The 25,821-nt window shown below is 49.1% G+C and carries 18 protein-coding genes and 2 other annotated features; of the genes, 2 read left to right on the top strand and 16 right to left on the bottom strand.

Annotated features, from left to right (window positions below; genetic code table 11):
* Positions 1-47: 47 nt before the first annotated feature.
* The 3 genes from AC58VC_RS22830 to AC58VC_RS22820 all read right to left on the bottom strand — a co-directional run bounded on the left by AC58VC_RS22830 (position 48) and on the right by AC58VC_RS22820 (position 4,721).
* Complete coding sequence (locus AC58VC_RS22830; RefSeq protein WP_497371652.1) at positions 48-3,089, bottom strand: DEAD/DEAH box helicase; 3,042 nt, start codon at positions 3,087-3,089, stop codon at positions 48-50.
* Complete coding sequence (locus AC58VC_RS22825; protein WP_497371650.1) at positions 3,086-4,354, bottom strand: hypothetical protein; 1,269 nt, start codon at positions 4,352-4,354, stop codon at positions 3,086-3,088. Before AC58VC_RS22825 ends, AC58VC_RS22830 begins: the two co-directional genes overlap by 4 nt.
* A gap of 112 nt (positions 4,355-4,466) precedes the next feature.
* The gene (locus AC58VC_RS22820; RefSeq protein WP_497371648.1) at positions 4,467-4,721 is read right to left on the bottom strand and encodes a hypothetical protein; all 255 of its coding nucleotides are present in this window, start codon (positions 4,719-4,721) and stop codon (positions 4,467-4,469) included.
* Between the two features lie 315 nt (positions 4,722-5,036).
* Here AC58VC_RS22820 and AC58VC_RS22815 point away from each other — a divergent pair, with 315 nt between their 5' ends.
* On the top strand, positions 5,037-9,272 hold the full coding sequence (locus AC58VC_RS22815; RefSeq protein ID WP_497371646.1) for a GGDEF domain-containing protein: 4,236 nt from the start codon (positions 5,037-5,039) through the stop codon (positions 9,270-9,272).
* A gap of 452 nt (positions 9,273-9,724) precedes the next feature.
* On the opposite strand, the gene groL is transcribed toward AC58VC_RS22815, so the two are convergent.
* The 9 genes from groL to AC58VC_RS22770 form a co-directional block, all read right to left on the bottom strand.
* Positions 9,725-11,353 carry a chaperonin GroEL gene (groL, locus tag AC58VC_RS22810; RefSeq protein ID WP_497371644.1) on the bottom strand — a complete coding sequence of 543 codons (1,629 nt, stop codon included), beginning with the start codon at positions 11,351-11,353 and terminating at the stop codon, positions 9,725-9,727.
* Between the two features lie 93 nt (positions 11,354-11,446).
* Positions 11,447-11,728: a co-chaperone GroES gene (gene groES / locus AC58VC_RS22805; protein WP_028553854.1), complete on the bottom strand. Its 282-nt coding sequence runs from the start codon at positions 11,726-11,728 to the stop codon at positions 11,447-11,449.
* 231 nt (positions 11,729-11,959) lie between these two features.
* A complete protein-coding gene (gene tatC / locus AC58VC_RS22800) occupies positions 11,960-12,718 on the bottom strand; it encodes a twin-arginine translocase subunit TatC (protein WP_497371642.1) in 759 nt (252 codons plus the stop codon).
* A 72-nt stretch (positions 12,719-12,790) separates the two neighbouring features.
* On the bottom strand, positions 12,791-13,285 hold the full coding sequence (locus AC58VC_RS22795) for a twin-arginine translocase TatA/TatE family subunit (RefSeq protein WP_497371640.1): 495 nt from the start codon (positions 13,283-13,285) through the stop codon (positions 12,791-12,793).
* A gap of 85 nt (positions 13,286-13,370) precedes the next feature.
* Positions 13,371-14,375: a molybdopterin-binding protein gene (locus AC58VC_RS22790; protein WP_497372130.1), complete on the bottom strand. Its 1,005-nt coding sequence runs from the start codon at positions 14,373-14,375 to the stop codon at positions 13,371-13,373.
* A 49-nt stretch (positions 14,376-14,424) separates the two neighbouring features.
* Positions 14,425-14,916 (bottom strand): MogA/MoaB family molybdenum cofactor biosynthesis protein, encoded by a 492-nt coding sequence (locus tag AC58VC_RS22785; RefSeq protein WP_056608535.1) that lies wholly within the window; start codon positions 14,914-14,916, stop codon positions 14,425-14,427.
* Between the two features lie 104 nt (positions 14,917-15,020).
* Complete coding sequence (gene moaC / locus AC58VC_RS22780) at positions 15,021-15,509, bottom strand: cyclic pyranopterin monophosphate synthase MoaC (protein WP_497371638.1); 489 nt, start codon at positions 15,507-15,509, stop codon at positions 15,021-15,023.
* Positions 15,510-15,526: 17 nt separating this feature from the next.
* Complete coding sequence (locus AC58VC_RS22775) at positions 15,527-16,156, bottom strand: 5-formyltetrahydrofolate cyclo-ligase (RefSeq protein ID WP_497371636.1); 630 nt, start codon at positions 16,154-16,156, stop codon at positions 15,527-15,529.
* A 64-nt stretch (positions 16,157-16,220) separates the two neighbouring features.
* Entirely contained in the window at positions 16,221-17,054 is an 834-nt protein-coding gene (locus AC58VC_RS22770; protein ID WP_497371634.1) for an endonuclease/exonuclease/phosphatase family protein, read from the bottom strand.
* Positions 17,055-17,198: 144 nt separating this feature from the next.
* Here AC58VC_RS22770 and AC58VC_RS22765 point away from each other — a divergent pair, with 144 nt between their 5' ends.
* The gene (locus AC58VC_RS22765; RefSeq protein ID WP_497371632.1) at positions 17,199-19,142 is read left to right on the top strand and encodes an ABC-F family ATP-binding cassette domain-containing protein; all 1,944 of its coding nucleotides are present in this window, start codon (positions 17,199-17,201) and stop codon (positions 19,140-19,142) included.
* A 445-nt stretch (positions 19,143-19,587) separates the two neighbouring features.
* On the opposite strand, the gene AC58VC_RS22760 is transcribed toward AC58VC_RS22765, so the two are convergent.
* The 4 genes from AC58VC_RS22760 to tsaD form a co-directional block, all read right to left on the bottom strand.
* Positions 19,588-19,752 (bottom strand): hypothetical protein, encoded by a 165-nt coding sequence (locus tag AC58VC_RS22760; protein WP_497371630.1) that lies wholly within the window; start codon positions 19,750-19,752, stop codon positions 19,588-19,590.
* Positions 19,745-22,141, bottom strand: coding sequence for a hypothetical protein (locus AC58VC_RS22755; protein WP_497371628.1), 2,397 nt, complete (start codon positions 22,139-22,141; stop codon positions 19,745-19,747). Before AC58VC_RS22755 ends, AC58VC_RS22760 begins: the two co-directional genes overlap by 8 nt.
* Positions 22,142-22,505: 364 nt before the next feature.
* Positions 22,506-24,071 carry a 2-isopropylmalate synthase gene (locus tag AC58VC_RS22750; RefSeq protein ID WP_497371626.1) on the bottom strand — a complete coding sequence of 522 codons (1,566 nt, stop codon included), beginning with the start codon at positions 24,069-24,071 and terminating at the stop codon, positions 22,506-22,508.
* A gap of 89 nt (positions 24,072-24,160) precedes the next feature.
* Positions 24,161-24,415: a binding site (T-box leader), on the bottom strand.
* A gap of 37 nt (positions 24,416-24,452) precedes the next feature.
* Positions 24,453-24,703: a binding site (T-box leader), on the bottom strand.
* Between the two features lie 74 nt (positions 24,704-24,777).
* Entirely contained in the window at positions 24,778-25,812 is a 1,035-nt protein-coding gene (tsaD, locus tag AC58VC_RS22745; RefSeq protein WP_497371624.1) for a tRNA (adenosine(37)-N6)-threonylcarbamoyltransferase complex transferase subunit TsaD, read from the bottom strand.
* Positions 25,813-25,821 lie beyond the last annotated feature (9 nt).

Genomic DNA, 25,821 nt, shown 5'->3' with positions numbered 1-25,821 from the left:
AAAAAGAAGCGTCACATTCACATGTGGCGCTTCTTTTTTGTATCCCTTTATTTCTCCACCCACTCCCGCCGAAGCGCAAACAGCTCCCGCAGCTCACTCGTCGACATCTCGGTGACCCAGTTCTCGCCGGTGCCGACGATCTGATCGCTGAGGCCTTTTTTGCGTTCGATCATCTCATCGATACGCTCTTCGAGCGTACCTAGCGTGATGAACTTGTGCACCTGAACATCGCGGCTCTGGCCGATGCGGAAAGCCCGGTCCGTGGCCTGGTTTTCCACGGCGGGATTCCACCAGCGGTCGAAGTGGAAAACATGGTTCGCCGCGGTGAGGTTTAAACCAGTTCCTCCTGCTTTCAGCGAGAGGATGAAGATCCTGCAGCGCTCCGCCTCCGGGAGCGCCTCGTCCTGGAAGCGCGCGATCATTTCATCGCGCTTCGCCTTTGCCACAGCCCCGTGCAAAAACAGCACGGGTTCACCCCGCTCCTGCGCGATAACGCGCTGCAGGAGGTGGCCCATCTCGACGAACTGGGTGAAGATGAGGCAGCCGCCTCCTTCGCTTCTGAGTTCGTCGATCATTTCAAGCAGGCGCTCCAGCTTCGCTGAGCGCACAGCACTCCCGGGGGCTACCCCAGCCCCCGCACGATCTCCTTCCTTCAGAAACAAGGAAGGATGATCACAAATCTGCTTCAATTTCATCAGAGAAGCCAGAATAAGCCCTTTTTTCTCCATAACGGAGAGACTATCGATTCTTTCCATCAAGCTTTGCACAACGTTCTCGTAGAGTGCCCCCTGCTCGGGTGTCAAAGCTACATAAGCTTTGGACTCCACTTTCTCAGGTAAACTCAACTGAATCGCCGGATCCTTTTTGACTCGCCTTAGCAAGAATGGGCGGATCAATCGCTGAACGCGTGAAGTCAGTCCCGGAGCGCCGTCAGTGCTTTTTTCAATAGGTCCCACGTAATGATGAGTGAAATGGCGCAGCGTACCGAGGTACCCTGGATTAATAAAGTCAAAAATTGACCAAAGCTCGGTCAACCGATTCTCCATAGGCGTACCCGTCAAGGCGATACGGTGGTGAGCATTCAGGTCGCGAATCGCTTGGGATTGCTTGGTATAAGCGTTTTTGATATTTTGTGCCTCGTCCAAGCAAAGCGCGTTCCACGTCAAGCTCGATAATTCTTCCTCATCCAGCAGAGCAATGTTGTAAGAGGTTATAACAAGGTCTGCGCCTACCACAGAAGCTTCGAACTCATCCCCCTTTGCACGCTGCGCACCGTAATGGAGATGCACTTTGAGAGATGGCGCGAAACGCTCAATCTCTTTTTGCCAGTTGCCAAGTACGGAAGTTGGACATATCAGCAGTGAAGGTACTTTGTTCGCAAACGGTTGTAACTCTGTTCCTGTTCCTGCTCCGATTCCTGTTTCGGTGTCGGGTTGCGCTTGAGCTGTTGATTCTCCAGCATTACTTGCAGCAGCTTTTACCGCCAGCAAATATGCTATAAACTGCAATGTCTTCCCAAGCCCCATATCATCCGCCAGGCAACCGCCTAGGCCAATCCCTCGTAGAAAAAGAAGCCACGACACCCCTTCCGCCTGATAAGGCCTCAGATCAGCTTCCAAGCCGTCAATCTGGGTAAACGGTAGTGATTTCCGCTGATTAAGCTTCCTCAGCAAGGTCTTAAGCGAGCTGTTTAGTTCAATATGGACCTTGAATTCTTCCTTCCGCTCACTGATGGAAGAGGCAGCAGCCGCATCCTCCGAAGGGTCGTCCGAAAGCTGCATCTCGAGAACATCCCGAAAGGAGAATCCCTTCTTCTTCTCCCTCTGCCGCATCGCGGCTTTCATCTGCTCTAAGTCTGCAGGATTCAGCTGCACCCATCTGCCGCGAATATAGATCAGCCTTTTTTTCTGCTCGGTAATCTGATGAAATTCTTCCTCAGATAGATCGACACCGCCCATGGCAATTCGCCAGTCGTATTGGATAATGTGGTCCATGCCAAACATTGGTTTACGCGAAGTGCCCACTGAGCTCCGCACTTTCGCTCGCAGCTGGGGCCTTGCACGGCTGAGTTTTCCCCACCACGAAGGCAGGAAAACGGAGATGCGCGCAGCAGCGAGCAGCAAGCTTGATTCCGTAAGAAACTCCCAGGCCTGGTCGTCCGATAACTGCTCTACGATCTTCCCCTGCTGAAACTCACTTTCAAGCTGTGGTAAAATACGCAGCACCCGATCTGTTTGATTCTGGATGCTGGCACCAATTCCCTCCTGCCATGCCTCAGGAACTCTCCCCACCAGACTATTACCCGTCGCACTGAATTCCACGAAATGATTGGCATCCTTACGATCCTGCGCGATGAATCTTAGACGCCAGTCAGCTCCGTTATCTTTGGCAGTCGTCGTCCCGTCCACATAGGTTTCCGCATATGGCTCCACGAGCTGCACGCAGATTTGGTAAGGTGTACCTTCCTGCTTCCAGCCAATCGCCAGCAGCCAATCATCCTCCTGCATCCAGTTTACATCGGCTGTTGGCCCTTCTTGCAGAAGTACATTTCCCTCCGATAGGCGGCTCCATGCCATACCAATGTCCGACTCAGGTGCTTCTTTCACCATTTCCAAAGCTGCACTATTAAACCAATCAAGCCAGAAGTCCTCTCCCTGCCGTCCGCTGTATAGCTGCTCAAGCTCTCCTAGTTTTGCACCTGGGAGCTGTGGCTTCCACCCCATGCCGCCTTGGAGCCAGTGCGTAAAAGATGGCATGTACCAACCGGCTGCTAACGCCTCTTTAAACAGTGCAGCCCCTTTTTTCATCAAGAGTACATCCGTATCCCAGGATAATTTCCCATGCAATAAAGCACCCGGCGCAGCCAAATAATCCAAAGCCATATAAGGTGTCACGACCAGGCACTCACCGTACCCGGTTCGAATGCTTTCGAGCTGTGTGCCATAAAAAGATCCTTCATGCCAAGCAAATAGCAGCTTTCGCAGTGCATAGCCTGGTACTTCATTGGCCTGCTCTGTCTCTCCATAGAAGGCGAAGCTCCCTGTGGGAAGTTTTTGCACTCTAATATGTATCTGTGACAAGCTGATCATAACAGTAGCTTCCCTTTCCTTAATTCCTCTTGAAATGCGCGGTACCGAGCATACTGTTTGATAAGCTGCACCAAATAGGCCTCAAATCTAGGCGTTTGCTTCAGCTTTTTATAGGCAGCCGCCAGCTTTTTGAGGAGTTTGACCGCTTGTTTATACGATTCACGATTTTTAACTTGGAGGATTTCTTCAATCGCATAATGATAAAGCGGCAGTAATGCGCGAACATCGACCTTTTCAACCATTTTCAGCTGATTAGAATCGATATCAAGGGGAGATAAACTTAACAAAAGCATCAAATCTGCCCAAGTCCGATACTCCTCTTTCCCCAGTAAGAAACGAGAATAGTGCCGATAACTGCCAGGAAGAAGCCCCACCATGGCTTTCCTATACTCTTCTTCAAGACCAGGACCACTCGCTGCCGCCTCTTCCCACAAATCAAAATACTCGGCTGCATGATACGTTACTTCCTTGCGGATCACAGGACCAAGCCATCTGAGCCATTTCAACAATCGATCCCACTGCTCGTCCTTCTCAAAAGATCTCAGATACCCAAACCAATCCCCTGGCTCGATCACATCAATGCCTGTTACGACGCGATCCCAAGCATTTTCGTCCTCACCAGACAAAATATCAAAATGAGCTAAAGCCAAGACCGCCGCTTCATGCTCAGTTTTACTTCTCCCTCTATCGCCTGCAATTTTCCTTAATCTTATAAGCTCGTCCACTACAAATTGTTGATCATACAACAAACCAGACCACAGCCGTTTACTGATCTCATACCATTTGCCTCTGGAATCCCCTGCTACCTCCTTAGAAACTTGTACGGCCACGTATGCCGCGAGCTCCTTCAAATGCTCTGGGTACTTCCTCTGTGCATGTTCCATATCGATGTTACGCATGACGGTTGTCAGCTGTCCCTGACTGTGCTTCGTAATTTTCGAAAAAAAGTAACCTGCATTATAAAAGAAGTCATACATACCTGACTTCGCATCAGCCAACGCATCACAGAGCTGAGTTAGGTATAAGACAACTTGGATATCATAGATACCCCTAATTGTCAGTTCCCAATCGTCAGCAAGTTGATTGAGTTGTCGCCACGCCCGCATATATAATTCCTCAACGCTAAAAGCGTTATATACTTTTGCATTCGCATATTGCTTATCAAAATAGATGATCCATTCCGCGCACGTTCCTGTCTCCTTTGGGGTGCTAACCGGGCCGCGGGCCGTTAAATCAAATTGTGGTTTAGCATCTAGTTCATGCATGCCTGAACCTCCCTCACTCAAAAAAGCTATCTATTCATTATACAGGAAAAGGCGTCCATCGATAAAAAAACCCTAGCTGGAATCTTCGCAGATTCAGACTAGGGCGTCATCATTATTTGTCGCGCATCATACCTTGGTGCGGATGCGGGTGAGTACCGCAATACTCATCTGTCTCTTCATACGTACACACATGCTCATAAACAGGTACACAATGATGTCTATTTACGATTTGAATAGGGTGAATAACTTGAACCTTTTGCGGATGATAAAAATCTCTAACTATTCTTTCTGGACTTGTCATTATAGGGTCAGCTGGGGGACACTGAAATTGTTTTCCTTGGCTAGGTTGATTCGGTTGGTAAGCCATTGTTTAACTCAACTCCTCTTTAGGTTTGAGATAGTATACGTCTATGCCTAGTCCAAGGAATGTACCAATGCCTAGTTTCTCAATAATTAGGCTCTTTTTTTACAGGCCAAGCAGGTAGATGTCCAAGCAGAGTGAAAAATGACAGGCTCCCTTCTCTTATCATCTAAAAGTTAGCGATTCGTCACGGCACTTTTCAGCAATTCTTCTCCCATTTCGACTTTATTTTTGTTACAATTAAGAAATCAGTCCTAATTGATCGAAATATCCTATCCCCTACATGCAGAAACCCTATACTTTAGAAGGAGTGGGAGTAAGATGAATACTACAACCCAAAGAAATTTCTCGGAAACTCGACATCTAACTTACTCTCGCACTTTTGACTATTCAGAAATGCATTTTAATCATAAACTATGGTCTTACTTCCCTTATAAACAAATTGAGAACCGTCTGGTCTCTTGGGCGGAAGCAGCTCAGGGAGAGTATTTCCGTCAACCAACAAGTTGGGAACTCCTGGATGGGGATCTGATTATACAGCTTCCCTCTTTACCGGACGGCTTTGTCCCCTTTTCACAACTGCACAATGAGCAACTAACCGACGAAGTCAAAGCGAAGCTTCTCACCCCCCTATGTAAAGCGCTTTCAATACTGCATGATAAACAGTTTTATATGGGCTTTTTGTCGCCAGACATGCTATTTTTTCATCCAAAAACACTAGCAATTCTTATTGATGTCCAACCATTCCCCTCCGCCATTGAGTTTATCAATCACTTGCTGACGGACTATCCATACAGCTTATTTCCGCGTTATGCGCGAAGATTTCTTTTATCACGTGTTGCCGATTTTGAATCTATTCACCTCCTGATGGAGTCGATGTACGACAACCATGTACCTGCTGCTTTGCAACCTCTTTCTGAACGTCTCCATGCTAAGCCTGAAACCTTTCTATTTGCTGACGAGATTGCCACAGCCCTGCTTGACTATTTGCATCTACCAGCAGAGCCGCAGCCTGATACGCACACCCGAGTAAGCTCAAAATTGCTGCACCCGGCTGCTTCCCCTATTTCACAGGAACAGCAGGAGTGTTTTCGTGATTTTTTGAAATCGAATGAAGATCGACTGTTAGGTCTCATCTGCGAAGATGAGGCTATTCGTTTCGATTTATACGCGCAGCACATTAATGAAGTCATTGAAAAGGGGTATTACTTCAAAATCGTCTCGCAAGAACTGCCCTATTCGACGCTTCGTGAAGTGGTCTCCAGAACGCTGCACAGAGCTTACGATATTCTGCCAGAATCCATTACCATGCTGCGAAATCTGGCCCGAAAATTTGACCAACTGCTTAAAAAACACTACGAAGGCGACGACATCCTTTACCTGCTGACAGAGTGGCTGCATCAATTTCTCATGTCGGTTATTCCGCTGTTTCCCGTTCAAAACTTTGTGTTCACGTTTGAAAACTGCGAGCACTTTGATGAAGATTCCCAGCTCATTCTTCTGAACTTCTGGAGAGAACATGGACATGAGATGAAGTGCCTTCATTTCATTTTCAGCGGAAGCCGTGTCCCCACTCAATTTGCTGAGGTACCTTTCCAAGTACTTAACATTCATCACTCGGACCCTGCCATTTATGAGCAGTTACTGGCTTCGCAATTTGGACGAGCAGACGAAACTTTAATCAACCAGTTAAAAAGCTGGCTATACGAACATCAAATTAACGCAAGCCATTGTCGCATCATTTTGGAGGAACTCACCCAGTCCCACTGTATGGAGGTCACCCCTAGCGGTTGGAAACAAACAGCCGGATTTCGACTAGATTACGAGAATTTAAACCCCCTTCGCTTGATTGCGAAGCGTATCGCTCTTCTGAATAAGAAGGACCTAGAGCTTATGAGGTTGCTGTGCTGTCTGCCTATGCCAGTCCATGCAACATCTCTATTTACCGCAAATCGACTGGATGCAGGCAATATTCTGCTTTCGGTGACTAGGCTTGCAGAGCTTGGCCTTATGCATGTTAGCCGCAATGACAGTCTCTTTATTTCGAATGAGATTAGCGGGCTTGTCCTGCAGCAGCTATCTGAGGACAAGCTTGCGTCCTATTACCAAACAGCACTGAAATATCTGTATAAATACCGTCCATTTGCATTGCCTCAGCTGATCACACTGTCATGTCAAGCAGGGGAATACAAGGTCGAATACTATTTGCTTTTAAAATACTACAGACAGATTCGCACGCTGCTCTCCTACAGCCAAAAGGCCGAAATATTAGAGCGCATCAAATATTTATATGAAAAACTAGGAAGGCCTTACCTCGTTTTCCTGGATAGGCTGCTTAGCCGCATGTACCATCTGCTCAACCAGTTCGCGCTATCTGAACAATTGGCTTTAACCGTCTACGAACGAACAGGAACCATTTCAGATCGCTTTGGTTGGTTATCTATTCGGATCATTCAAAATAATGTAGACGTTTATCAGCTGCGCGAGGAGCTCTTCCCTTTTATTTTTGATGAGAATCAGCCGCTTACGGATCGGGTTCGAGCAGCATTTCTACTCAATACGAGCAATCTTTGTTTTCCACTGCAGGATGAAGAAATGCATACCTTGCATCATTTCTATACCGAAGTTGTTTATCCAAATCGCCATAGGCTTGCACTGCGCCATTTTGCTGAAATCACGAATTACTATACGATTAATATGTTGATCCATTTTCCAGAAGCAGAAGAATGGGCCATGTCGATTGCAGCAAAGCTTGAACCGTTACTTGATTCCTCACCGCATACCGATCTGATGCTGCGCCTTTATGATGTTTATTCCTATCAAAGCAACAATAAGATTATCAATACGTATGTCTATCGTGGAATTGAAGGCGCCAAGCGTTCCGGATACACAATTAAGGAACAAGTTGGCCATCTGAATGCGATGGAACTCTCCTTGAATCAAGGCGATATCGCCAGTTATTTGTACCATAAGGAACGCGTTCTGCAGATCGACAAGCTGCGTCGCAAGGATTTAGCTGAAAACTATTTGACCAATCAGCTCTTATTCGCCTTGGAGTGGGAGGAATGGGCGTTATTCCAGCAAATAGAGACCAGCCTAGTTGAGCAGCAAATTACGGATTGGGGCCAGTCCTTGCTGTCCGTTTATCAAGGCTATGCTGCCTTTCGACAGCATCAACCGGTTCATGTTCCGGGCACGCTTGAGAATGAAAATCACGCTGTTTTCCTTGAGGCGCTGCGCCAAGCGAGTTTAGGCAACATCTTATGTGCTTGCCAGTTCTTTGAGCAGTTTATTACAAAAAACAACTCTGGCCTTTACGCTGGATGGGCTTATCGGGAAATGCTTACTCTCCTGCTCAAGCTGCATTCAGAGAGAGTAGACCAATGGTTTGACCAATTTGAAGCTTACTTGAAACGATACGCTTATGATGTCTTTTGGCCAGATTATTACAGGCTTTCAGCGGAGAGGTCTATGGCCGAGGGAGATATTCAGCATACCATGCTGTATTTGCGGCGAGCCTTAAACGGCTATCATATGATTCAAAAGAAAACGTGGCGCCCCTATCTGACCGCCTGCATGGAAGAGGCGATTGCACCTGCGTATGCGCCAGCGACTCCGGCCATTTTGCAGGATGATTATGTTCAGAAAATGATGGCCGACCGCGAACAATGGCTCCTTCTTTCCTTGGACTTACAAATTATTATCGAGCTGAGCGAGCAAGTGACTGAAACGCTGGATCTGTCCACGACCATGCAAAGGCTGACCAAGGCCCTGTTCGACTACTTCCCGGTCATTCAACTTTCAATCACCTATAAGCTTCTGCATTATAAGCAAAAGGTTTTCGTTACCGCCTCGGGATTGCGTGATCATGATGAATTGATTGCCTACCAAACGCGAAGCGAAGATCACAGCGTGCTCGTCTTCACCTTGTTTCAGCGTGGTGATCAGGCGATCACCTTGCAGGTTCATGTCGATGGCATGACCAAAACCAAGCAGCAGCATATGGAACATTTCCTGTCCTTCATCAAACCGCATATCATCAACGTACTTCTGCATCGGGAAATGGTTATTGATAATCTGACCGGCTTCTACCTGCGGGGTTATTTCATGGAGAAGCTGAGAGAAGAGTTCGAGCTTGCCAGCCGCTATCATCTGGACCTCTCCGTCATCATGATCGATGTCGATAATTTCCGGAGAGTCAACGAATTCGGACATCCCGAAGGAGACAGAGTACTGCGGGAAATCGCTGATATTTTCCGCTTTAATTTAAGGAAGAGTGACATTGCCGGCCGATATGGCGGCGAGGAGCTTATTCTTATTTTACCGAAGACGGACGGCAAAGAGGCCCTTAAGATTGCCCATCAGCTGCGGGGCGAGATTGAGAAAGAGTTCGCCTATGGGCGCCCGTATACGATTACCGTCAGTGTGGGGGTATCCTCTTTGGAGCTATGCCAACCTAGCTCCATTGAGCAGCTTATTGAGCAGGCGGATACTGCCGAGATTACGGCGAAGCGGACGGGGAAGAACAAGGTGATTGCGGCTTGGGAGTTGGTGTGAGCGGGTGGTGAGTAACGGTGCGGAGCAGTTACTAAGATGCGATTCTGCGTCTGCGTGCGATGCGATTCCAGCGCTGCGGTGAGCCTAACAGACTGAGACGCCGCTATTCGCCACTTTTGGCATCACTTTAGAATTTAACGGACTCAGATGCCGCTATTGGACTTGAAATGCCCAATTCCGCCCCAATAATTGACGAATAACGGCTTCCATGTCCGTTAACTTCTGAAATGCCACCGAAATGCCAAAATTGCGGCCTGTGTGTCCGTTAAAAGGCATGTGGGGTTTGACCGCCGACATGCGCCGACTATAACGCGCGCCCAGGATTCGCACGCGTTTGGATACGCAGCGCTAATCAGTGTCGCTCATAAAAAAAAGAACGCAAAAAGAGGCCCCTCAGATCCATCTGAGGAGCCTCTTCGAGCTAGCTATGAAGCAATTGGCTTTTCAGCCAATTACATCATGCCGCCCATTCCACCCATGCCGCCCATATCAGGCATGCCTGGTTTGTCTTTTTCTGGTTTATCAGCGATAACCGCTTCAGTTGTCAAGAACATAGCTGCTACGGAAGCTGCGTTTTGAAGAGCGGAACGCGTTACTTTCGCAGGGTCAACGATACCAGCTTCGAACATGTTTACCCATTGTCCAGTTGCTGCGTTGTAGCCGATGCCTACTTTTTCGTTTTTCAAGCGCTCAACGATAACGGAGCCTTCTTGACCAGCGTTAGCTGCGATTGTGCGAACTGGCTCTTCTAGGGAGCGCAGGATGATGTTAACACCAGTTTGCTCGTCACCAGTTGCTACTACTTTAGCTACTGCGTTGTATACGTTCACGAGAGCTGTACCACCACCGGAAACGATACCTTCTTCAACAGCTGCACGAGTCGCGTTCAAAGCATCTTCGATGCGAAGTTTACGCTCTTTCAGTTCTGTTTCAGTCGCTGCGCCAACTTTGATAACAGCTACGCCGCCAGAAAGTTTAGCCAAACGCTCTTGCAGTTTTTCTTTATCGAAATCGGAAGTTGTTTCTTCCAATTGTGAGCGAATTTGAGTTACACGTGCAGCGATGTCTTTGCTGTCGCCAGCACCGTCAACGATGATTGTGTTCTCTTTGGTTACACGGATTTGACGCGCGCTACCCAATTGCTCAGGACGCGTGGATTTCAGATCCAAACCAAGTTCTTCTGTAATCACTTGTCCACCAGTCAAAGCAGCGATATCGCCAAGCATAGCTTTACGACGGTCACCGAAACCAGGAGCTTTAACAGCTACGCAAGTAAATGTTCCACGAAGTCTGTTCACAACAAGCGTTGCTTGTGCTTCACCTTCAACATCTTCAGCGATGATTAGAAGTTGTTTACCGGATTGAACAACTTTTTCAAGAACTGGCAAGATTTCTTGGATGTTCGAGATTTTTTTGTCAGTGATCAGGATGTATGGGTTGTCAAGGACAGCTTCCATTTTATCCGTGTCAGTGATCATGTAAGGGGATGTGTAGCCACGGTCGAATTGCATACCTTCTACAACTTCAAGCTCAGTCAAGAAACCTTTGGATTCTTCAACTGTGATAACGCCGTCTTTACCTACTTTTTCCATTGCTTCAGCGATTAGTTCGCCTACTTCTTCGTCAGCAGCAGAGATAGCCGCAACTTGTGCGATGGATTGTTTGCCTTCGATAGGCTTAGCGATGTTTTGAAGCTCTTCCACAGCTGCTCTAACAGCTTTCTCGATACCTTTGCGGATAACCATTGGGTTAGCGCCTGCAGTAACGTTTTTCAGACCTTCACGGATCATAGCTTGTGCAAGAACGGTTGCTGTTGTTGTTCCGTCACCGGCAACATCATTAGTTTTGGTAGCAACTTCTTTAACAAGTTGAGCTCCCATGTTTTCGAAAGCATCTTCAAGCTCGATTTCTTTCGCGATCGTTACACCGTCATTTGTGATCAACGGGCTACCGAATTTTTTCTCAAGTACAACGTTACGGCCTTTTGGACCTAGAGTTACTTTTACAGCGTTAGCCAAAGCATCTACCCCACGAAGCATCGCGCGGCGTGCGTCTTCACTGAACTTAATATCTTTTGCCATGAATAGGAAACCTCCTCTTATTTAAACGATACATAGTAAGTAATAAAACGGAAAACCTAAGTAAAACGTAGTGCCGATCTATATCCTGCTAAATTAGGCTAATACAGCGAGAATGTCGCTTTCGCGCAAGATCAACAGTTCGCGGCCTTCGTATTTCACTTCAGTTCCTGCGTATTTGGAGAAAATGATACGGTCGCCTTCGCTTACTTCAAGCGGAACACGAACGCCATCTTTCAACGCGCCTGCGCCTACGGCTACAACTTTACCTTCTTGTGGTTTTTCTTTCGCTGTATCTGGCAGCACGATACCACTTGCTGTAGTCTCCTCTTTCGCAACGGCTTCAATGATTACTCGATCACCTAACGGTCTGATCATGGAAAAATAGCCTCCTTTAGAAAATTGGTAATAGTGTTTTTCAAGGTTATTAGCACTCGAATGTGTTTAGTGCTAACAACAACTCTTATGATACTCATTCTGGGAGTAATTTGCAAGTCCTTTTACACATTTTTCGTACTTTCGAACACCCCCCTCATTCTACCCAAATGAAAAACAAATATTCCCACTCTCAAAGAAAAACAGCCTGCACAAAAGTGACAGACTGTTTTCTTATTTGGCACCGAATTCCCGTTCCCATTCTGCATCCCTCAGGAGCTGTTTACGGTAAATAAAGCCCGACATAAATACGCTAAATTCATATAAGACAATAAGCGGCAAAGCCACAAGGATAGCCGAAATGGCATCCGGAGGCGTAATCACAGTTGCTAAAATAACGAGCAGCATGTACGCATACCTTCTGAACTTATGCAGCCGTTTCGGGTTAAGAAGCCTAATTTTCGTCAAAAACATGACAACAATCGGCATCTCAAACACAAGCGCTAATGGCAGAATGATATTGAACATGAATGTAAAATATTCCGCCGCACCATACATCTCGGTGATATCGAGACTTTTGCTAATGGAAGAAGTAAAGTAGAAAGCCATCGGAAAAACAACCCAATAACCGAACGAAAGACCTGCAAGAAAAAGCACAAACGCATAAGGAATATAAATAATCGAAGCTTTCTGCTCCGTCTCGCGCAGTCCTGGCTTAACAAAAGCCCATATATGATAAAGCGTAACCGGCAAGGTAATAAGGATCCCCACGGCTAAGCCAAAATTCATATACAGTCGCAATGCGTCCCACGGGGAAAAAACATTCCAGCTAATCGAATCTGCCGGCGGAATATTTTTGAGGTATCGGATGATTGGCTTTGCGGAAATTAAACCAGCCACCATGCCAATGACCAAAACAAGCAATATCCACATGATCCGTTTACGCAGCTCACCAAGGTGCTCCACGAGTGACATTTCTTCGTTCGTTGACATATTTCACCAACCTGATCTAGTGAATCTAGCCTAAAAGACTGAACCACTTGTTATGCTAATAAGAAAAATGGACTAGTCCGGTAGACGCCGCGGATGACTTGGTTGAACAGCCGCCGGTGCTGGTTTAGAGATCGCAGGCTGTACGTCGGAATCCGCCGCCAAGTCGGGCCCAGGCGCGCTTGATACAAACGCCACAGCCGACTTCTCAGTAGGCTGCACGACTGCTGGCTCCTCTGAAGACGCAAGCGGTGCGTCAGCCTTGTCCAATGCTGGACCGCTCGCTGCGAACGCGACAGCTGGCGCTTGTTCCTCAACCGCAGGACTAGCCTCCGGAGCTTGCGGAACTGCCACAGGCGCAGGCGCAGGTGCCGCTTTCGGCTCATCGTTCATGAGCTCATAGGCGCCCTTCTTGAAATCCCTGAGCGTGCGCCCCAGCACACGGCCAATCTCGGGCAGCTTGTTAGGCCCGAATAATACTAACGCAACGACCGCGATCAATAATAGCTCGGTAAAACCGATGTTTTGAAACATGTCTTTCATCTCCATCATGTATTGCTTTACGAACATTTAACATGAAAATGTCCCGCTAATTTATTCTCAGACACCCGAATGACGCCATTAACAGGAATTTCTCCCGTTAATTTCAGGCGTACTAACACTGATAAAACCCGCCATACCCCATCTCCGTAATGTCGCTGCGCACAATCGTCTCGCCTGCGCAAATACGCGGCAGCAGCACATCAAAGGACGTGTACGGGTCATGCATGACGCAACCCGGCAAGCCCATGATCGGCACATCGCCTAGATAGGCGATCATCAGCATCGAGCCCGGCAGCATCGGCGTGCCGTAGCTGACCACGCGGGCGCCGGCTTGCTTGATCGCGCCTGGCGTGCGGTCGTCCGGGTCCACGGACATGCCGCCCGTGACCAATACCAGATCCACGTTCTGCGCAAGCAGCGCGTGGATCTCACCCACAATCGCTTCGCTATCGTCGAGCGCGAAGCGTTGGTCCACCACCTCGGAGCCGAGCTGCGCGATCTTCTCCTTCACCACCGGGCCGAATTTATCCTTGATTCGGCCCTTGTACACCTCGCTGCCCGTCGTCACGACGCCAACGCGCAGCTTACGAAACGGCTTCACCTCAAGCAAGGTGAAGCCCTCCGCACGGCGAGCTGCGGCTATACGCTCGACCTCTACGACCTTCGCTTCGTCAACAATCAGCGGGATCACCCGCGTGCCAACAAGCGAAGCGCCTGCCTCCACGACCACGCCGCTGCGAATGGTCGACATCACGACCTCATCGATCGCGTTCACGCTATCGACGAAGGTTTTATCGATTCGGACTAAGCCGCGAATCGGCGATTTCACGTTCACTTTGCCCTCATGCGGCTCTGTGAGTATGAGCTCACCGCCCTCGTCGCATGCTATCGCTCTCGCCATCCGCTGCGCGGCTTCATCCTCATGGAGATAGCCTGGCTGCAGCTCCATCACGTAAATATGCTCTTTGCCAATGCTGAGCAGTGCAGGAATATCAGCCTCTGTCACCTGGTGGCCTTTGCGAAATAAGCGGCCTTTGAACTCGCCTGGCAAAATCTGCGTAAGATCATGAGGCAGAATCATCCCAATGGCGTCCTCAACCTTCACTTCACGCAGCATGGCATCATTTTTACTCACGCCCCATCACCTTCTTGCTTGACCCGAATATTCACCCGTGGTCACCTTCTTTGCCTGTCAGAATGCCCAGCGCATGCGGAAGCTGATCGATGATCGCCATCAGATTCTCCTGCACGCCCTTGGGACTGCCTGGCAAATTAATAATCAATGTACGGCCGCGAATACCCGATACGGCTCTTGAGAGCATCGCTTTCTTCGTTTTTTGCATGGAAATCATCCGCATCGCTTCAGCAAAGCCCGGGGCAACCCGGTCAATGACATTCAGCGTTGCTTCCGGCGTCACATCTCGCGGAGCCAGACCTGTCCCGCCTGTCGTTAGAATCAGATCAGCCTGATAATAGTCCGTCATTTCTATTAATGAAGCCATAATTTCGTCCATCTCGTCCGGAACAACACGGTACTCGATGATCTCACCTTGAATTTCCTCTTCAATGAGCTCGCGGATTACCTGAGCGCTGGTGTCTTCTCGTTCTCCTCGGTAACCGCGGTCACTGGCTGTCAAAATCGCAACTTTCCAGTGCATCCTTCGTCACCTCTCCCTTGTTAACTGAATGAGATAACCCCTACTACTGAATGATCGTCGACTTCATCTATGCGCAAACCCCAGTGGTCTAAGTCGCGTCTCAATCAACTATCTTGTCTGTGAAAATCCCCATTTTTACCGCCTGTTTTCGTGACTAGCATCGTGGAGCTAATGATCATATCCTTCTCTGCGGCTTTGCACATGTCATAGACGGTTAACGCGGCGGCAGATACGGCCGTTAAAGCCTCCATCTCCACGCCTGTTGGTCCCGTCGTCCGGACAGTTGCTTCTATGTAGAGTTCGTTGTTGCCATTATCAGCAAATTGAATGTCTATGCCCGATAAAGCGATCGGGTGGCACATAGGAATCCAATCTGACGTTTTTTTTGCGGCCATGATGCCAGCCACCTGCGCGACAGCGAGGACGTCGCCTTTTTTCATTTTACCCTGTTTAATTAAGGCAAGTGTCTCACTTTTCATAAGTAAAGTCGAACGGGCTGTTGCTGTTCGCTTCGTTTCCGGTTTGTCCGAAATATCAACCATGCGAGCTCGTCCCTGTTCGTTGAAATGGGTTAGTGGAGAGGAATCAGGCAAGTCACTCGCCTCCCTTATTATGTTTCTGATCTAAAAACCATTTTGCTTTCGGTGACAATACCATCAACCCGGAAATCATGCCAGGAGGAGGGAACCGCAGGAATCAATTGCTTATCAAAAGCAGCAGCAACCGCAAAAGGTCTCTTCAAACCTCGAGCAGCAAATAGCTGCATGAACCTATCATAAAAACCGCCGCCATACCCAAGTCTTCCGAAATCCATGTCGAAGGCAAGCCCTGGCACCAAGATCATCGAAATTGTGGATAAATCGTGCTCGACTGGCACGTTGCTATGAGGCTCTCTAATGCCCCATGCCCCACTCTCCAAATCGTCGTAGGCATGTATGATATGCAAATTCATTGTTTTCGTATCTGCTACAACCTTCGGCACAAGCACACGAATTCCCTGCTGCCAACACCATTCCATCAGAGGAGCAACGTCCAGCTCAGACCGAAATGGCATATAAGTCATTATCGTAGGGGAAACGGTCGCTTCCTGCTGCTCCGTGCCAAGAAGTCTATCTGAACAGAGCTTCGTCATTCGCTCATGAATGCGCTGCTGCTTATCTTCCCGTTCTTCTGCTGTAATAGACGAGCGTAGTTCTTCCATTTCCTTACGTAGTTCAATTTTCCGTTCACGAATGTTCATACTGGCTCAGCCCTTCCCTAACAAGGAGTGGTTTCCCCCATTTTAACATAAACAAGGAAAAAAACTATACTCGTGCTGCAGACCCTATCCTAAACCGCACTATGACTGGAAAATGGTCCGAGAATATCGTCGGAACCGTCCAGGCTGAACCGGTGTTTTGCACATTGGCGAAAACATAATCGATCCTTTGACCTCCCGCAAAAGTGCCCTGCGAGTCTTTGCTTAACGGTACTTCCATGAGAGACATCTTGTCCATTTTGACTGGGAATGCATCCTCTTCCATATTAAAATCGCCGAGGGCGACGAGCGGTCCTCTCTTATCTGCCAAAAGCTCCGAGACACGCGTGAGCTGAAGCCGCCGATCCTCCACTGAAAGCCCCAAATGTGTCGTAGCAATATGGACTGGTTCAGAACCAATCAACACTGTCGTCATTAGAAGGCTCCTAGTTTCCAGATTTCCCGGAAGAAGCGCCCAGCTGCTGTCTGTGATCGGATAACGACTCAAAACGGCCATGCCATATTGACCTACCTTATAGGTTAGACTAGGACTATAAACCATATGCATGCCGAGCATCTCAGAAAGTTCTCGGGCTTGATCCACGAATCCGCTGCGCAGGCGATAACGGTCCACTTCTTGAAGGGCAATAATGTCGGCTTTCTCCTGCTGCAGGAGCTCAGCAATCCTAAGGATATCGACTTTACCATCCATCCCTTCCCCGTGGTGCATATTAAAAGTCATGACTGTGAAGGAAGCAGGCGCTTCGAAATTAGCGGCAGGCATAACGGGAACATTGGCTAATAAGCCTTTATCCCAGCTCTGGATTGGCAGCACAAGCACAATAAAAAGCAGCGCAAATATACCTAAATACCTGGCAAGCCGCAAAGGCAAATTCGCCATCCCCCTATCCCCCTTCAGCTCCATGCAAAATTAAGCATACGACGTACTCACGCATGGTGTATACTAGTGAATTGATGGGATTATAGGTCGTTCGGATAAGGACTTCCACAAGTTCTTTCATTAATAAGCAGGAGGCAGCAGAAGATGTTATTACAGGTTTCTAACATTTCCAAAAGCTACGGGGTACGTTCTGTACTCTCCAATATAACGCTTCAAATCGAAGACAAGGAACGTATTGGTCTAGTCGGCGTGAACGGTGCCGGGAAGTCAACATTGCTCCAAATTATTGCCGGCGAAATGTCTTATGACAGCGGCGATCTCTTCAAAGCGAAAGAAACGAAAATCGGTTATTTAAAACAAAATAGCGGTCTGCAAACGGACAAGTCCATATGGAACGAGCTGCTTAGTGTATTTAGCTCCTTGCTGGAAACAGAGAGAGAGCTGCGTGAGCTAGAAGCACTGATGGCTGACCCTTCACTTATCGAGGATGAAAAGAAATACGAATCTACAATGAATCGTTACGCGGGGCGCTCCGAATATTTCCGTGAGCAAGGCGGGTACGAAATTGAGGCCAAAATTCGCGGGATTCTTCACGGAATGGGCTTCGGCCAATTTCCCCCTGACACTCTCGTTCACACGCTAAGCGGTGGTCAGAAAACAAGATTGGCTTTGGCGAAAATGCTGCTCGAAGAGCCTGATCTGCTCATGCTTGATGAGCCTACGAACCATTTGGACATCCAGACGCTGACTTGGCTGGAAGGATACTTGAGGGGTTATCCGGGTGCTATTCTGGTCGTATCCCATGACCGCTTTTTCCTAGATGCCTTAGCCACGTCCATTTACGAAATTGAACGCCATGCTTCCAAGCGGTACACGGGCAACTACTCCCGATTTATCGAAATCAAGGAAGCCAACTATGAGATTGAAATGAAGCAGTTCGAGAAGCAGCAGGGAGAAATCGCGAAGCTTGAGGATTTTGTACAGCGCAACATCGTGCGTGCTTCTACGACCAAAAGAGCGCAGAGCCGCCGCAAGCAGCTCGAGAAAATGGATCGTCTGGATAAGCCGATGGGTGATTTGAAGCGTGCTTCGTTTTCATTTGAGATTGAGCAATCTTCTGGTAAAGAAGTCCTTCAGGTTGATCATTTGTCGCTTTCCTATGATGGGAAAAACCGTCTGCTCGACGGTGTCTCCTTCCAGCTGCGCCGCTCGGAAACGGCTGCTCTTATCGGCCCCAACGGGGTCGGTAAATCGACGCTTCTGAAAACATTAATTGGTCAGCACAAACAAGACGCCGGCACCTTTAAATGGGGAACAGGCGTCACAATTGGCTATTACGATCAAGAACAGACAGGCCTAACCCCATCCAACAGCGTTCTGGAGGAAGTGTGGAACACGTATCCGCATCTGGAAGAAGCCCGAATTCGCACCGTGCTCGGGAACTTCTTGTTCAGCGGCGAAGAAGTGTTCAAGAAAGTCTCTGCCTTGAGCGGCGGCGAAAAAGCACGCGTGGCCTTGGCCAAACTTATGCTGCAAAAAGCGAATGTGCTCATCCTGGATGAGCCTACCAACCATTTGGATCTGTACAGTAAAGAAGTGCTGGAATCAGCGTTGATGGATTACGAGGGTACTCTCCTCTTCATTTCCCATGACCGTTACTTCCTGAATAAAATGGCCGAAAGCATGCTCGATCTGCAAAAAGACGGGCTCACGAGCTACCTTGGCAACTACGACGATTACCTGGAGAAAAAAGCGGAGCTTGCCGAAATGGAAGCAAAGCGTCTAGCCAAAGAAGCGGAGAAAAAATCCGCTAACAGCGTTGGTAAAAATGAACCCGTCATCAGCGGTGGCGGGTATGAAGCGGACAAGCTGGCTAAACGCGAAGAACGCAGCCGCCAGCGCAAGCTGGAGCAGCTTGAGCTCGACATTGCGCGCTTGGAGGACGAAGTCTCTGCCTTGGAGGCGGAACTCGCCGATCCTGATGTGTACAACAACTACGTCCTCGTTCAAGAGAAGACGGCTGAGGTTGATAAGCGGAAGAGTTCGCTTGCGGCTTGTTATGAAGAGTGGGAGATTTTGCTCGCTTGATGAGTTGAATGATGACTCTCTAGCGGATTGATAGACGAGGATAAGTTTCATAGCTCTGATCTGAGAAAGTCATTAAGGCCTTCTCGCGATCCGCTTCCGTTTGGAAGCTGCGTGAGAGGGCCTTTTGGGACTGCTCAGCTAGATATTTTGGTGAAAGCTTGGTTTTCTCACTCTGAGAATGCCTTAAAGGCCTTCTCGCGATCCGCTTCCGCTTGGAAGCTGCGTGAGAGGGCCTTTTGGGACTGCTCAGCTAGATATTTTGGTGAAAGCTTGGTTTTCTCACTCTGAGAATGCCTTAAAGGCCTTCTCGCGATCCGCTTCCGCTTGGAAGCTGCGTGAGAGGGCCTTTTGGGACTGCTCAGGAGCAGCTACCTCTTAACGTTATTTAACAACGTTAACATAGCTGAACCCTAAGATCAGCGCGACTTAACGATGAAAAACATCGCTAACTGCGCTCAATCAAACCATGTTCATGCTCGATTGTCACTGTAACAATGTTTAACATCGTTAAAGCATCACAGATATCAAGAATACACCCTTTAGCGATGTTTAACATCGTTAAAGGGTGCAAGAAACTGCCGCTGAACAAGCTGCGCTGCAAGTTAAGCATCCTGCTCGACTGCCAGCTCCCGCAGGCGCAGCAGCAGCAAAGGAACCGCGACGAAAACGATCATCGTCGCAGCCGCAACAATGCCGGAGTCATTCAGCAGCAGCGCTGCTATGGCTCCGATCATATTAGCCGAAAACCCGTACATCCAGTACGGGTTTTTGTGCTGCCACACGCGCAAACGGCCGCGAGGGCGCAGGACTAACACAGCCATCACGAAGAGGCTTGTGATGAGCACTTTGCTCCAGACGGATGCACGGAGCAAGTGCACGTTCATCTGTAGCTTCCGCACGATCAGATGTCCGATCTGATCGAACTGCCCGGCGCGCAGCGCGTGAAACGCGCGCCCGACATGGCTCTCCCGCGCGAATGCCGCGGGAGAATCGGCGCTGTTGAGCAGCCACAGCGCCCCAAACCCCAGCGCGAGCAGCGCCGCCAGCAGGGCAGAGCCCCTGCCTAGGCGCAGCTCGCGCCAGCGTTCGCCGGCGAAGCACTGCGCGCCGGCTACGCCGAAGGCGACCGCGGCGCTCAGGGCGCCGCCCGCGTTCGCGCCAAGTGACGGTGCCGTCAGGCACACCGTCACGAGCAAGAACGCAGCGCAGGCGGCGAACGCAGCGCAGGCGGCGAACGCCGCCGTGCGCGAGGCCCGCGTGCCGCGAGCGGCATAACGGCGCTGCAGAGCCGCCGTTACGCCGAGGACGAGGGCGCCGATGAGGACGCCCATGTACTCGTTGCCGATGCCGTAGTAGCGTGCGCCGATCATCGGATCATAGCCGAGCACGGAATATTTCATCGCGTGCGCCCCTGTACAGGCGTCCAGCACAATGATTGCCGTTGTTCCCACACCTAACCATATCATCGCCGTTGTTTCGCTGTATGCTGCCAGAATCAAGGCTAGGATCAAACTGCCTGCGACGAAGCTAAGAACAAGAACGATGATCGCTCCATTGATCCCAAATAGATTTGTTACTGGCCCAGCGATCCCCCCCAATATCAACATATCGGCGGGTGCAGTCAAAAGTGACAGCAACAAGATCCGCAGAACACCATGAACCGGAACTACCTCTTTTCTCCCCCTCCTTTTTACCCACAACGTATAAATCAAACTAATGAGGAGGACAATCATCTCAAAAGTGGCAAAGGGGTACAACAGCGAGGGTCTGCTGCGATAAATCATCTGTATGCTGCTCTGATCCTTTACAAGCTCATCTAGTGCATGACTCACCCCAGAAGAAGCTAGAGGGATTCCTATCAACCCAATAGGAATTGGGATCTTGAACTCATTTAGCAGCGTACTTGTGAAATCTTGTGAAGTGACAATCCCTTGCCTACGGGTAGATTCCGAAACAAGGATCCCTGCGCTACCATCTGCTGTGTAATGAAGGATTGGGGATAAGTACAATTTGCTTTTGGCTGCTTCTGCGTTGACCTCTGGCGAGAACATCCACAAGCTGTCTTTGCCAGGCTGCATCCCCTCCATGAATTGCCCCAACCATTGATCCATGTCACGCAGCACTAATCCTTTGAGCTCATTAAATCGATCCTGATCGTAATGCATTTTCTCACTGTATAATCTGTACAAATCACCTAATTCGATTAGTGTGATACTCGGCTGCTGCCTATTTTGCCACAACGAAGTCAGACGTGCATAATCGGTACTCATACCACCTGGTCTATTCACAACAGCTATAGCCGCATCGTCTCCTAGTGTGCCTTTATCCACAAATCCATTGGAATCCATAAGCATTAGCGGAGCATAGCGACGTAGTTGCTTTTGTTCCAGGTGCATGCCTCTTCCCAAATCACTGCTTCCTAGCACGGAACGATGAACACCGTAAGTTTTCAGCAAGTCACCCAATGCACCGACGCCATAGGCTTGCTCCTTGTTAAGGCGCTTGAGCATGGCCAGCTCAGGAACAATTAGCGAGTTTTCCTCTAGAAGACTAGTCTGGCCTCCCCCCAATAGACCCGTATATCGGTTCATAAGCTCTGAAACGCGAACACCATGCCTGGACTCTTTTGCCTCAAAAGCCAACGCCTCCACGATCCCAACAGCGGGCTCGCCTGCTCCCAAAGAAGCATATACATCCCGCATCGAGCGGTTTGCTGTACGAATATTCATAGCGCCAACTGCACCTAATTCTGTCATTTGCTTAAAATGAGGCAGTACCGCGAGTTGGTCGGGTCGAATCTCCAGAAAAGAAAGACCGGGTATCGAAACCACGGTAACTTGTTTTGTTCTTTCCACACTTTGGGTCCTGTCTTTTCGGTCAACACCCTCCAAATTGTGGATGGTTGTGTCCTCATGAGCCCCTACCGTCCCCCAAATTGTGGACAACTGCAAAATAAAACCTAAGATACCCACAATCCGCACCATTTTTCTAAACTTCATGGGCATTCTCCTGCTGTTTTTGCTTTTAGCATTTTCATCCATAGGCGAAAGTATCCACTGCTTGATTGTTCCGAAAATTTAAAATGAGACTCCAATCACCTATTTTTCATGTACATCGTGTTATCCACAAAAAAAAGAAGGGCGAAATCCGCCCTCCTAAAGCTTTTCTACTGTTTTCCACAATCTTATCCACATTATCCACAAAAACTTGTGAAAAAGTTATTCGACAAATTCCGCCTTTACAATCATTGATCTATGGGGAAATTTTATAGTTATGCACATTATCCACAGGGCATGTGTATAACTTTGTTCACAAGTCGTGTATATAACTAAGTTTTCTTACAATTCGGGTGAGTCCAATCCATTAAGAAGCTGTCGTCACTTCGGTTGAATCTGCTGGCTGACCTTGCATGCGAATAGCTTGGTTACACGCTGAGATAAATGCCTTTGCAACAGCAACAAGCACATCTTGGTCAATACCTGTATTCTTAAAGGTTTGACCCTCAACCGAGATCGTGACCTCCGCTTCACCGGTTGCTTTTTCACCTGTGGACAGGGAATGCAGCTCCAGATCGGAGAAATCCACATCCATCGGGATTGCTTGACGCAGGCATTGAACGATTGCCTCGATTGGACCCTCACCTGTGCCTGAGTAAACATTCTCAATACCTGTCTGGTTGTTTCGAACCGAGACAGAAGCAACACGGTTGCGATCACTGCTGGATACTACCTGCATATGCGTCAGCGTGAATGGCTCCATTTGCCCATCGACTGTTGAACCAACAAGCTCCAGAAGTTGATCGTCGGTCACCATTTTCTGCTCATCAGCTTTCTCCTTGAACTTGATGTACAGGGTATCCAGCTCTTCTCCCGTAAGCTCGATACCAAATTGGCCTACGCGATGCTTCAGCGCATGTCTTCCGGAATGCTTACCCAGAATGATCATGGAGCGTGGAATGCCCAGCTTTTCCGGGTCCATAATTTCGTAGGTATTGCGGTTTTTCAGCAAGCCGTCCTGATGAATGCCTGCTTCATGCTGGAACGCATTTCTTCCAACAATCGGTTTGTTGTAAGCAATCGGGAAGCCCATGATCCGGCTGACCATTTTGGAGGTGTTGAAAATTTCGCTGGACACAATTCCTGTTTCCACACCCATTGTTTGCTTACGCGTCTCTATCGCCATCACGAGTTCTTCAAGGGAACAGTTTCCTGCACGCTCTCCTACCCCGTTCACCGTTACCTCTACGTGTGTGACACCAGCCGCAATAGCTGCAAGGCTATTCGCTACAGCAAGCCCCAGATCATTGTGGCAATGCGCACTGTATTCTACCGTGTCGCCGCCTCTTACACTTTGGCGTACTCTGCGGAACATCGCTCCATATTCTTCTGGCAGTGCATAGCCGACTGTGTCCGGAATGTTCAGAATTGTAGCGCCCTCAGCGATGACCGCCTCCAACACTTCGAACAGGAATTCGTCCCCGGTCCGAGTGGCATCCATCGGTGAGAATTCAATGTTGTGCACGAACTGTTTCGCATACGCGACCATGGATCGAGCCATCTCGACGACCTGCTGACGCGATTTGCGAAGCTGGAAATCCAGATGGATGTCCGATGAGGACAAGAACATGTGAATGCGGCGCGATGCGGCGTCTTGCGTAGCTTTGATAGCTGAATCAATATCAGCCTTCATGGCGCGGGCAAATCCGCAAATTTCTACCCCTTGAAGCTCACGCGAGATTTGCTGCACCGCATGAAAGTCCCCAGGGCTCGAGATTGGAAAGCCAGGTTCAATCGTGTCTACGCCCATTTTGGCCAGCTGTCTCGCGATGCGAATCTTTTCTTCCGGATACAGAGAAGCTCCTGGTGCTTGTTCTCCATCTCTAAGTGTTGTATCAAAAATGCGAATGCGGCGGTTTGTATTGTTTTCCATGGTTCAATTCCTCCTTGAATGTGAGCCAATCTTTGTTGGCTGTGGTTTATTGGTTGCTGCTGAACGACAAAAAGACCCGTCATCTCCACATAAGAGACGACGGGTCTTCACCCAGCGCGGTACCACTCTTGTTGGCTTCGCCTAACGAAGCCCACCTCAGACATAGCGGTTGCTATGTCACCTGATCACGGAGGTCATCCGTTCATCCCTAACAGCAGGTGAAACTGCCGCTCAGGATGACCGCTTCCAAGCGAGTTCGGGGCGTTCACGGTCTGCGTCGCATCAACCCGCAGCTTTCTGTACCGTAGAAGTGAGCCCTTACTACTCTTGTTCATTGCGTTTATTCTATATTTGAAAACCAAAAAGACCTGCCATCTCTATATAAGAGACGACAGGTCTGAACCTTCCGCGGTACCACTCTAATTGATCCGAGCTGTTACGCTCGAAACCACTCATGTACCTGATCACGGGGGTCAACCGTCAAGACCTACTTGGGTGCTGGATCCTTGGCATCCTTATCAGCCTTACCGCTCCCGGGCGAGTTCTGGTCACGTTTCGTCTGTGCTTTCACCAAGCGCACAGCTCTCTGAGCGAAACTGAGGTTCCGTACTAATCCCGTTCGTTGCGTTTTAAAGTATTGATTGTGATTATAATATGCGCGTTTCACAAAGTCAATACAGTTATCTGAACATTTATTTTTTTCAGACTACCATTCTTCAAGCTTGAGCTGCGGCTCCGCTTTGAGCTCCATGGAGTCGAACTCCTGTTTGTCCCACTTGAGGAAAGCGGCTGCGCCTATCATCGCAGCGTTGTCCGTACACAGGGCGTGCGGAGGCACCAACAGCGGCACGTTAAGCTCCCCGCAGCGCTCAGCAAGCGCGCTGCGCAGCCCTTTGTTCGCCGCGACACCGCCTGCGAGCAAGAGCTGTTTGGCGCCGTATTGGCGGACGGCGCGGGCCGCTTTTTCGACAAGCACATCGATGACAGATGCTTGGAAGCCTTTGGCGATTTGCGCGATTTGGACGGCTTCGCCGCGCATTTTGCTTTGGTTGACGACGTTCAGCACAGCGGATTTCAAACCGCTGAAGCTGAAGTCGTAAGAGTCTGCCTCGAGCCAAGAGCGCGGCAGCTTGATCTCGGATTCGGCTTCCTGTGCAAGCCGATCCACGTGGGGTCCGCCAGGGTAGGGCAGCCCCATGGCTCTGGCGATTTTGTCGTAGGCTTCGCCAGCGGCGTCATCGCGTGTTCGCCCGATGATGCGGAACTTGCCTGGCTCCTCGAGCAGCACTAGCTCTGTATGCCCGCCGGACACGACAAGCGAAATAAGCGGATATTCCAGCTCGTGCACGAGCTGATTCGCATAAATATGTCCTGCAATATGGTGGACACCGATGAGAGGCAGATCCAGTGCGCAGGCAAGCGCTTTGCCTGCAACAACGCCAACTAGCAAGGCCCCGATCAGACCGGGACCCTCTGTGACAGCAATGGCTGACAGCTCCTGAAGAGATACACCTGCTTCTTCAACGGCTTCCTCCAGCATCCACGTAATCGACTCCACGTGCTTTCGGGAAGCCACCTCAGGGACAACGCCGCCATAACGCTGATGCGTCTCAATCTGGCTCGAGATCACATTCGAGCGAATGATTTTACCATTTTCGACAATCGCTACAGAGGTTTCATCACAGCTTGTTTCAATCGCCAAAATATAGACGGGTTTACTATGTTGATCACATTTACTCACATTCTTCAC

Source organism: Paenibacillus sp. J22R67, assembly GCF_059692175.1.
This window is presented reverse-complemented; position numbering and strand designations above follow the sequence as displayed.

Bases quoted from the DNA above. Each gene is read 5' to 3' on its own strand.
- AC58VC_RS22830 (WP_497371652.1), bottom strand. From the start codon at position 3,089: ATGATCAGCTTGTCACAGATACATATTAGAGTGCAAAAACTTCCCACA.
- AC58VC_RS22825 (WP_497371650.1), bottom strand. From the start codon at position 4,354: ATGCATGAACTAGATGCTAAACCACAATTTGATTTAACGGCCCGCGGC.
- AC58VC_RS22820 (WP_497371648.1), bottom strand. From the start codon at position 4,721: ATGGCTTACCAACCGAATCAACCTAGCCAAGGAAAACAATTTCAGTGT.
- AC58VC_RS22815 (WP_497371646.1), top strand. From the start codon at position 5,037: ATGAATACTACAACCCAAAGAAATTTCTCGGAAACTCGACATCTAACT.
- groL (WP_497371644.1), bottom strand. From the start codon at position 11,353: ATGGCAAAAGATATTAAGTTCAGTGAAGACGCACGCCGCGCGATGCTT.
- groES (WP_028553854.1), bottom strand. From the start codon at position 11,728: ATGATCAGACCGTTAGGTGATCGAGTAATCATTGAAGCCGTTGCGAAA.
- tatC (WP_497371642.1), bottom strand. From the start codon at position 12,718: ATGTCAACGAACGAAGAAATGTCACTCGTGGAGCACCTTGGTGAGCTG.
- AC58VC_RS22795 (WP_497371640.1), bottom strand. From the start codon at position 13,285: ATGTTCGTAAAGCAATACATGATGGAGATGAAAGACATGTTTCAAAAC.
- AC58VC_RS22790 (WP_497372130.1), bottom strand. From the start codon at position 14,375: ATGCTGCGTGAAGTGAAGGTTGAGGACGCCATTGGGATGATTCTGCCT.
- AC58VC_RS22785 (WP_056608535.1), bottom strand. From the start codon at position 14,916: ATGCACTGGAAAGTTGCGATTTTGACAGCCAGTGACCGCGGTTACCGA.
- AC58VC_RS22775 (WP_497371636.1), bottom strand. From the start codon at position 16,156: ATGAACATTCGTGAACGGAAAATTGAACTACGTAAGGAAATGGAAGAA.
- AC58VC_RS22770 (WP_497371634.1), bottom strand. From the start codon at position 17,054: ATGGCGAATTTGCCTTTGCGGCTTGCCAGGTATTTAGGTATATTTGCG.
- AC58VC_RS22765 (WP_497371632.1), top strand. From the start codon at position 17,199: ATGTTATTACAGGTTTCTAACATTTCCAAAAGCTACGGGGTACGTTCT.
- AC58VC_RS22760 (WP_497371630.1), bottom strand. From the start codon at position 19,752: ATGCTTAACTTGCAGCGCAGCTTGTTCAGCGGCAGTTTCTTGCACCCT.
- AC58VC_RS22755 (WP_497371628.1), bottom strand. From the start codon at position 22,141: ATGAAGTTTAGAAAAATGGTGCGGATTGTGGGTATCTTAGGTTTTATT.
- AC58VC_RS22750 (WP_497371626.1), bottom strand. From the start codon at position 24,071: ATGGAAAACAATACAAACCGCCGCATTCGCATTTTTGATACAACACTT.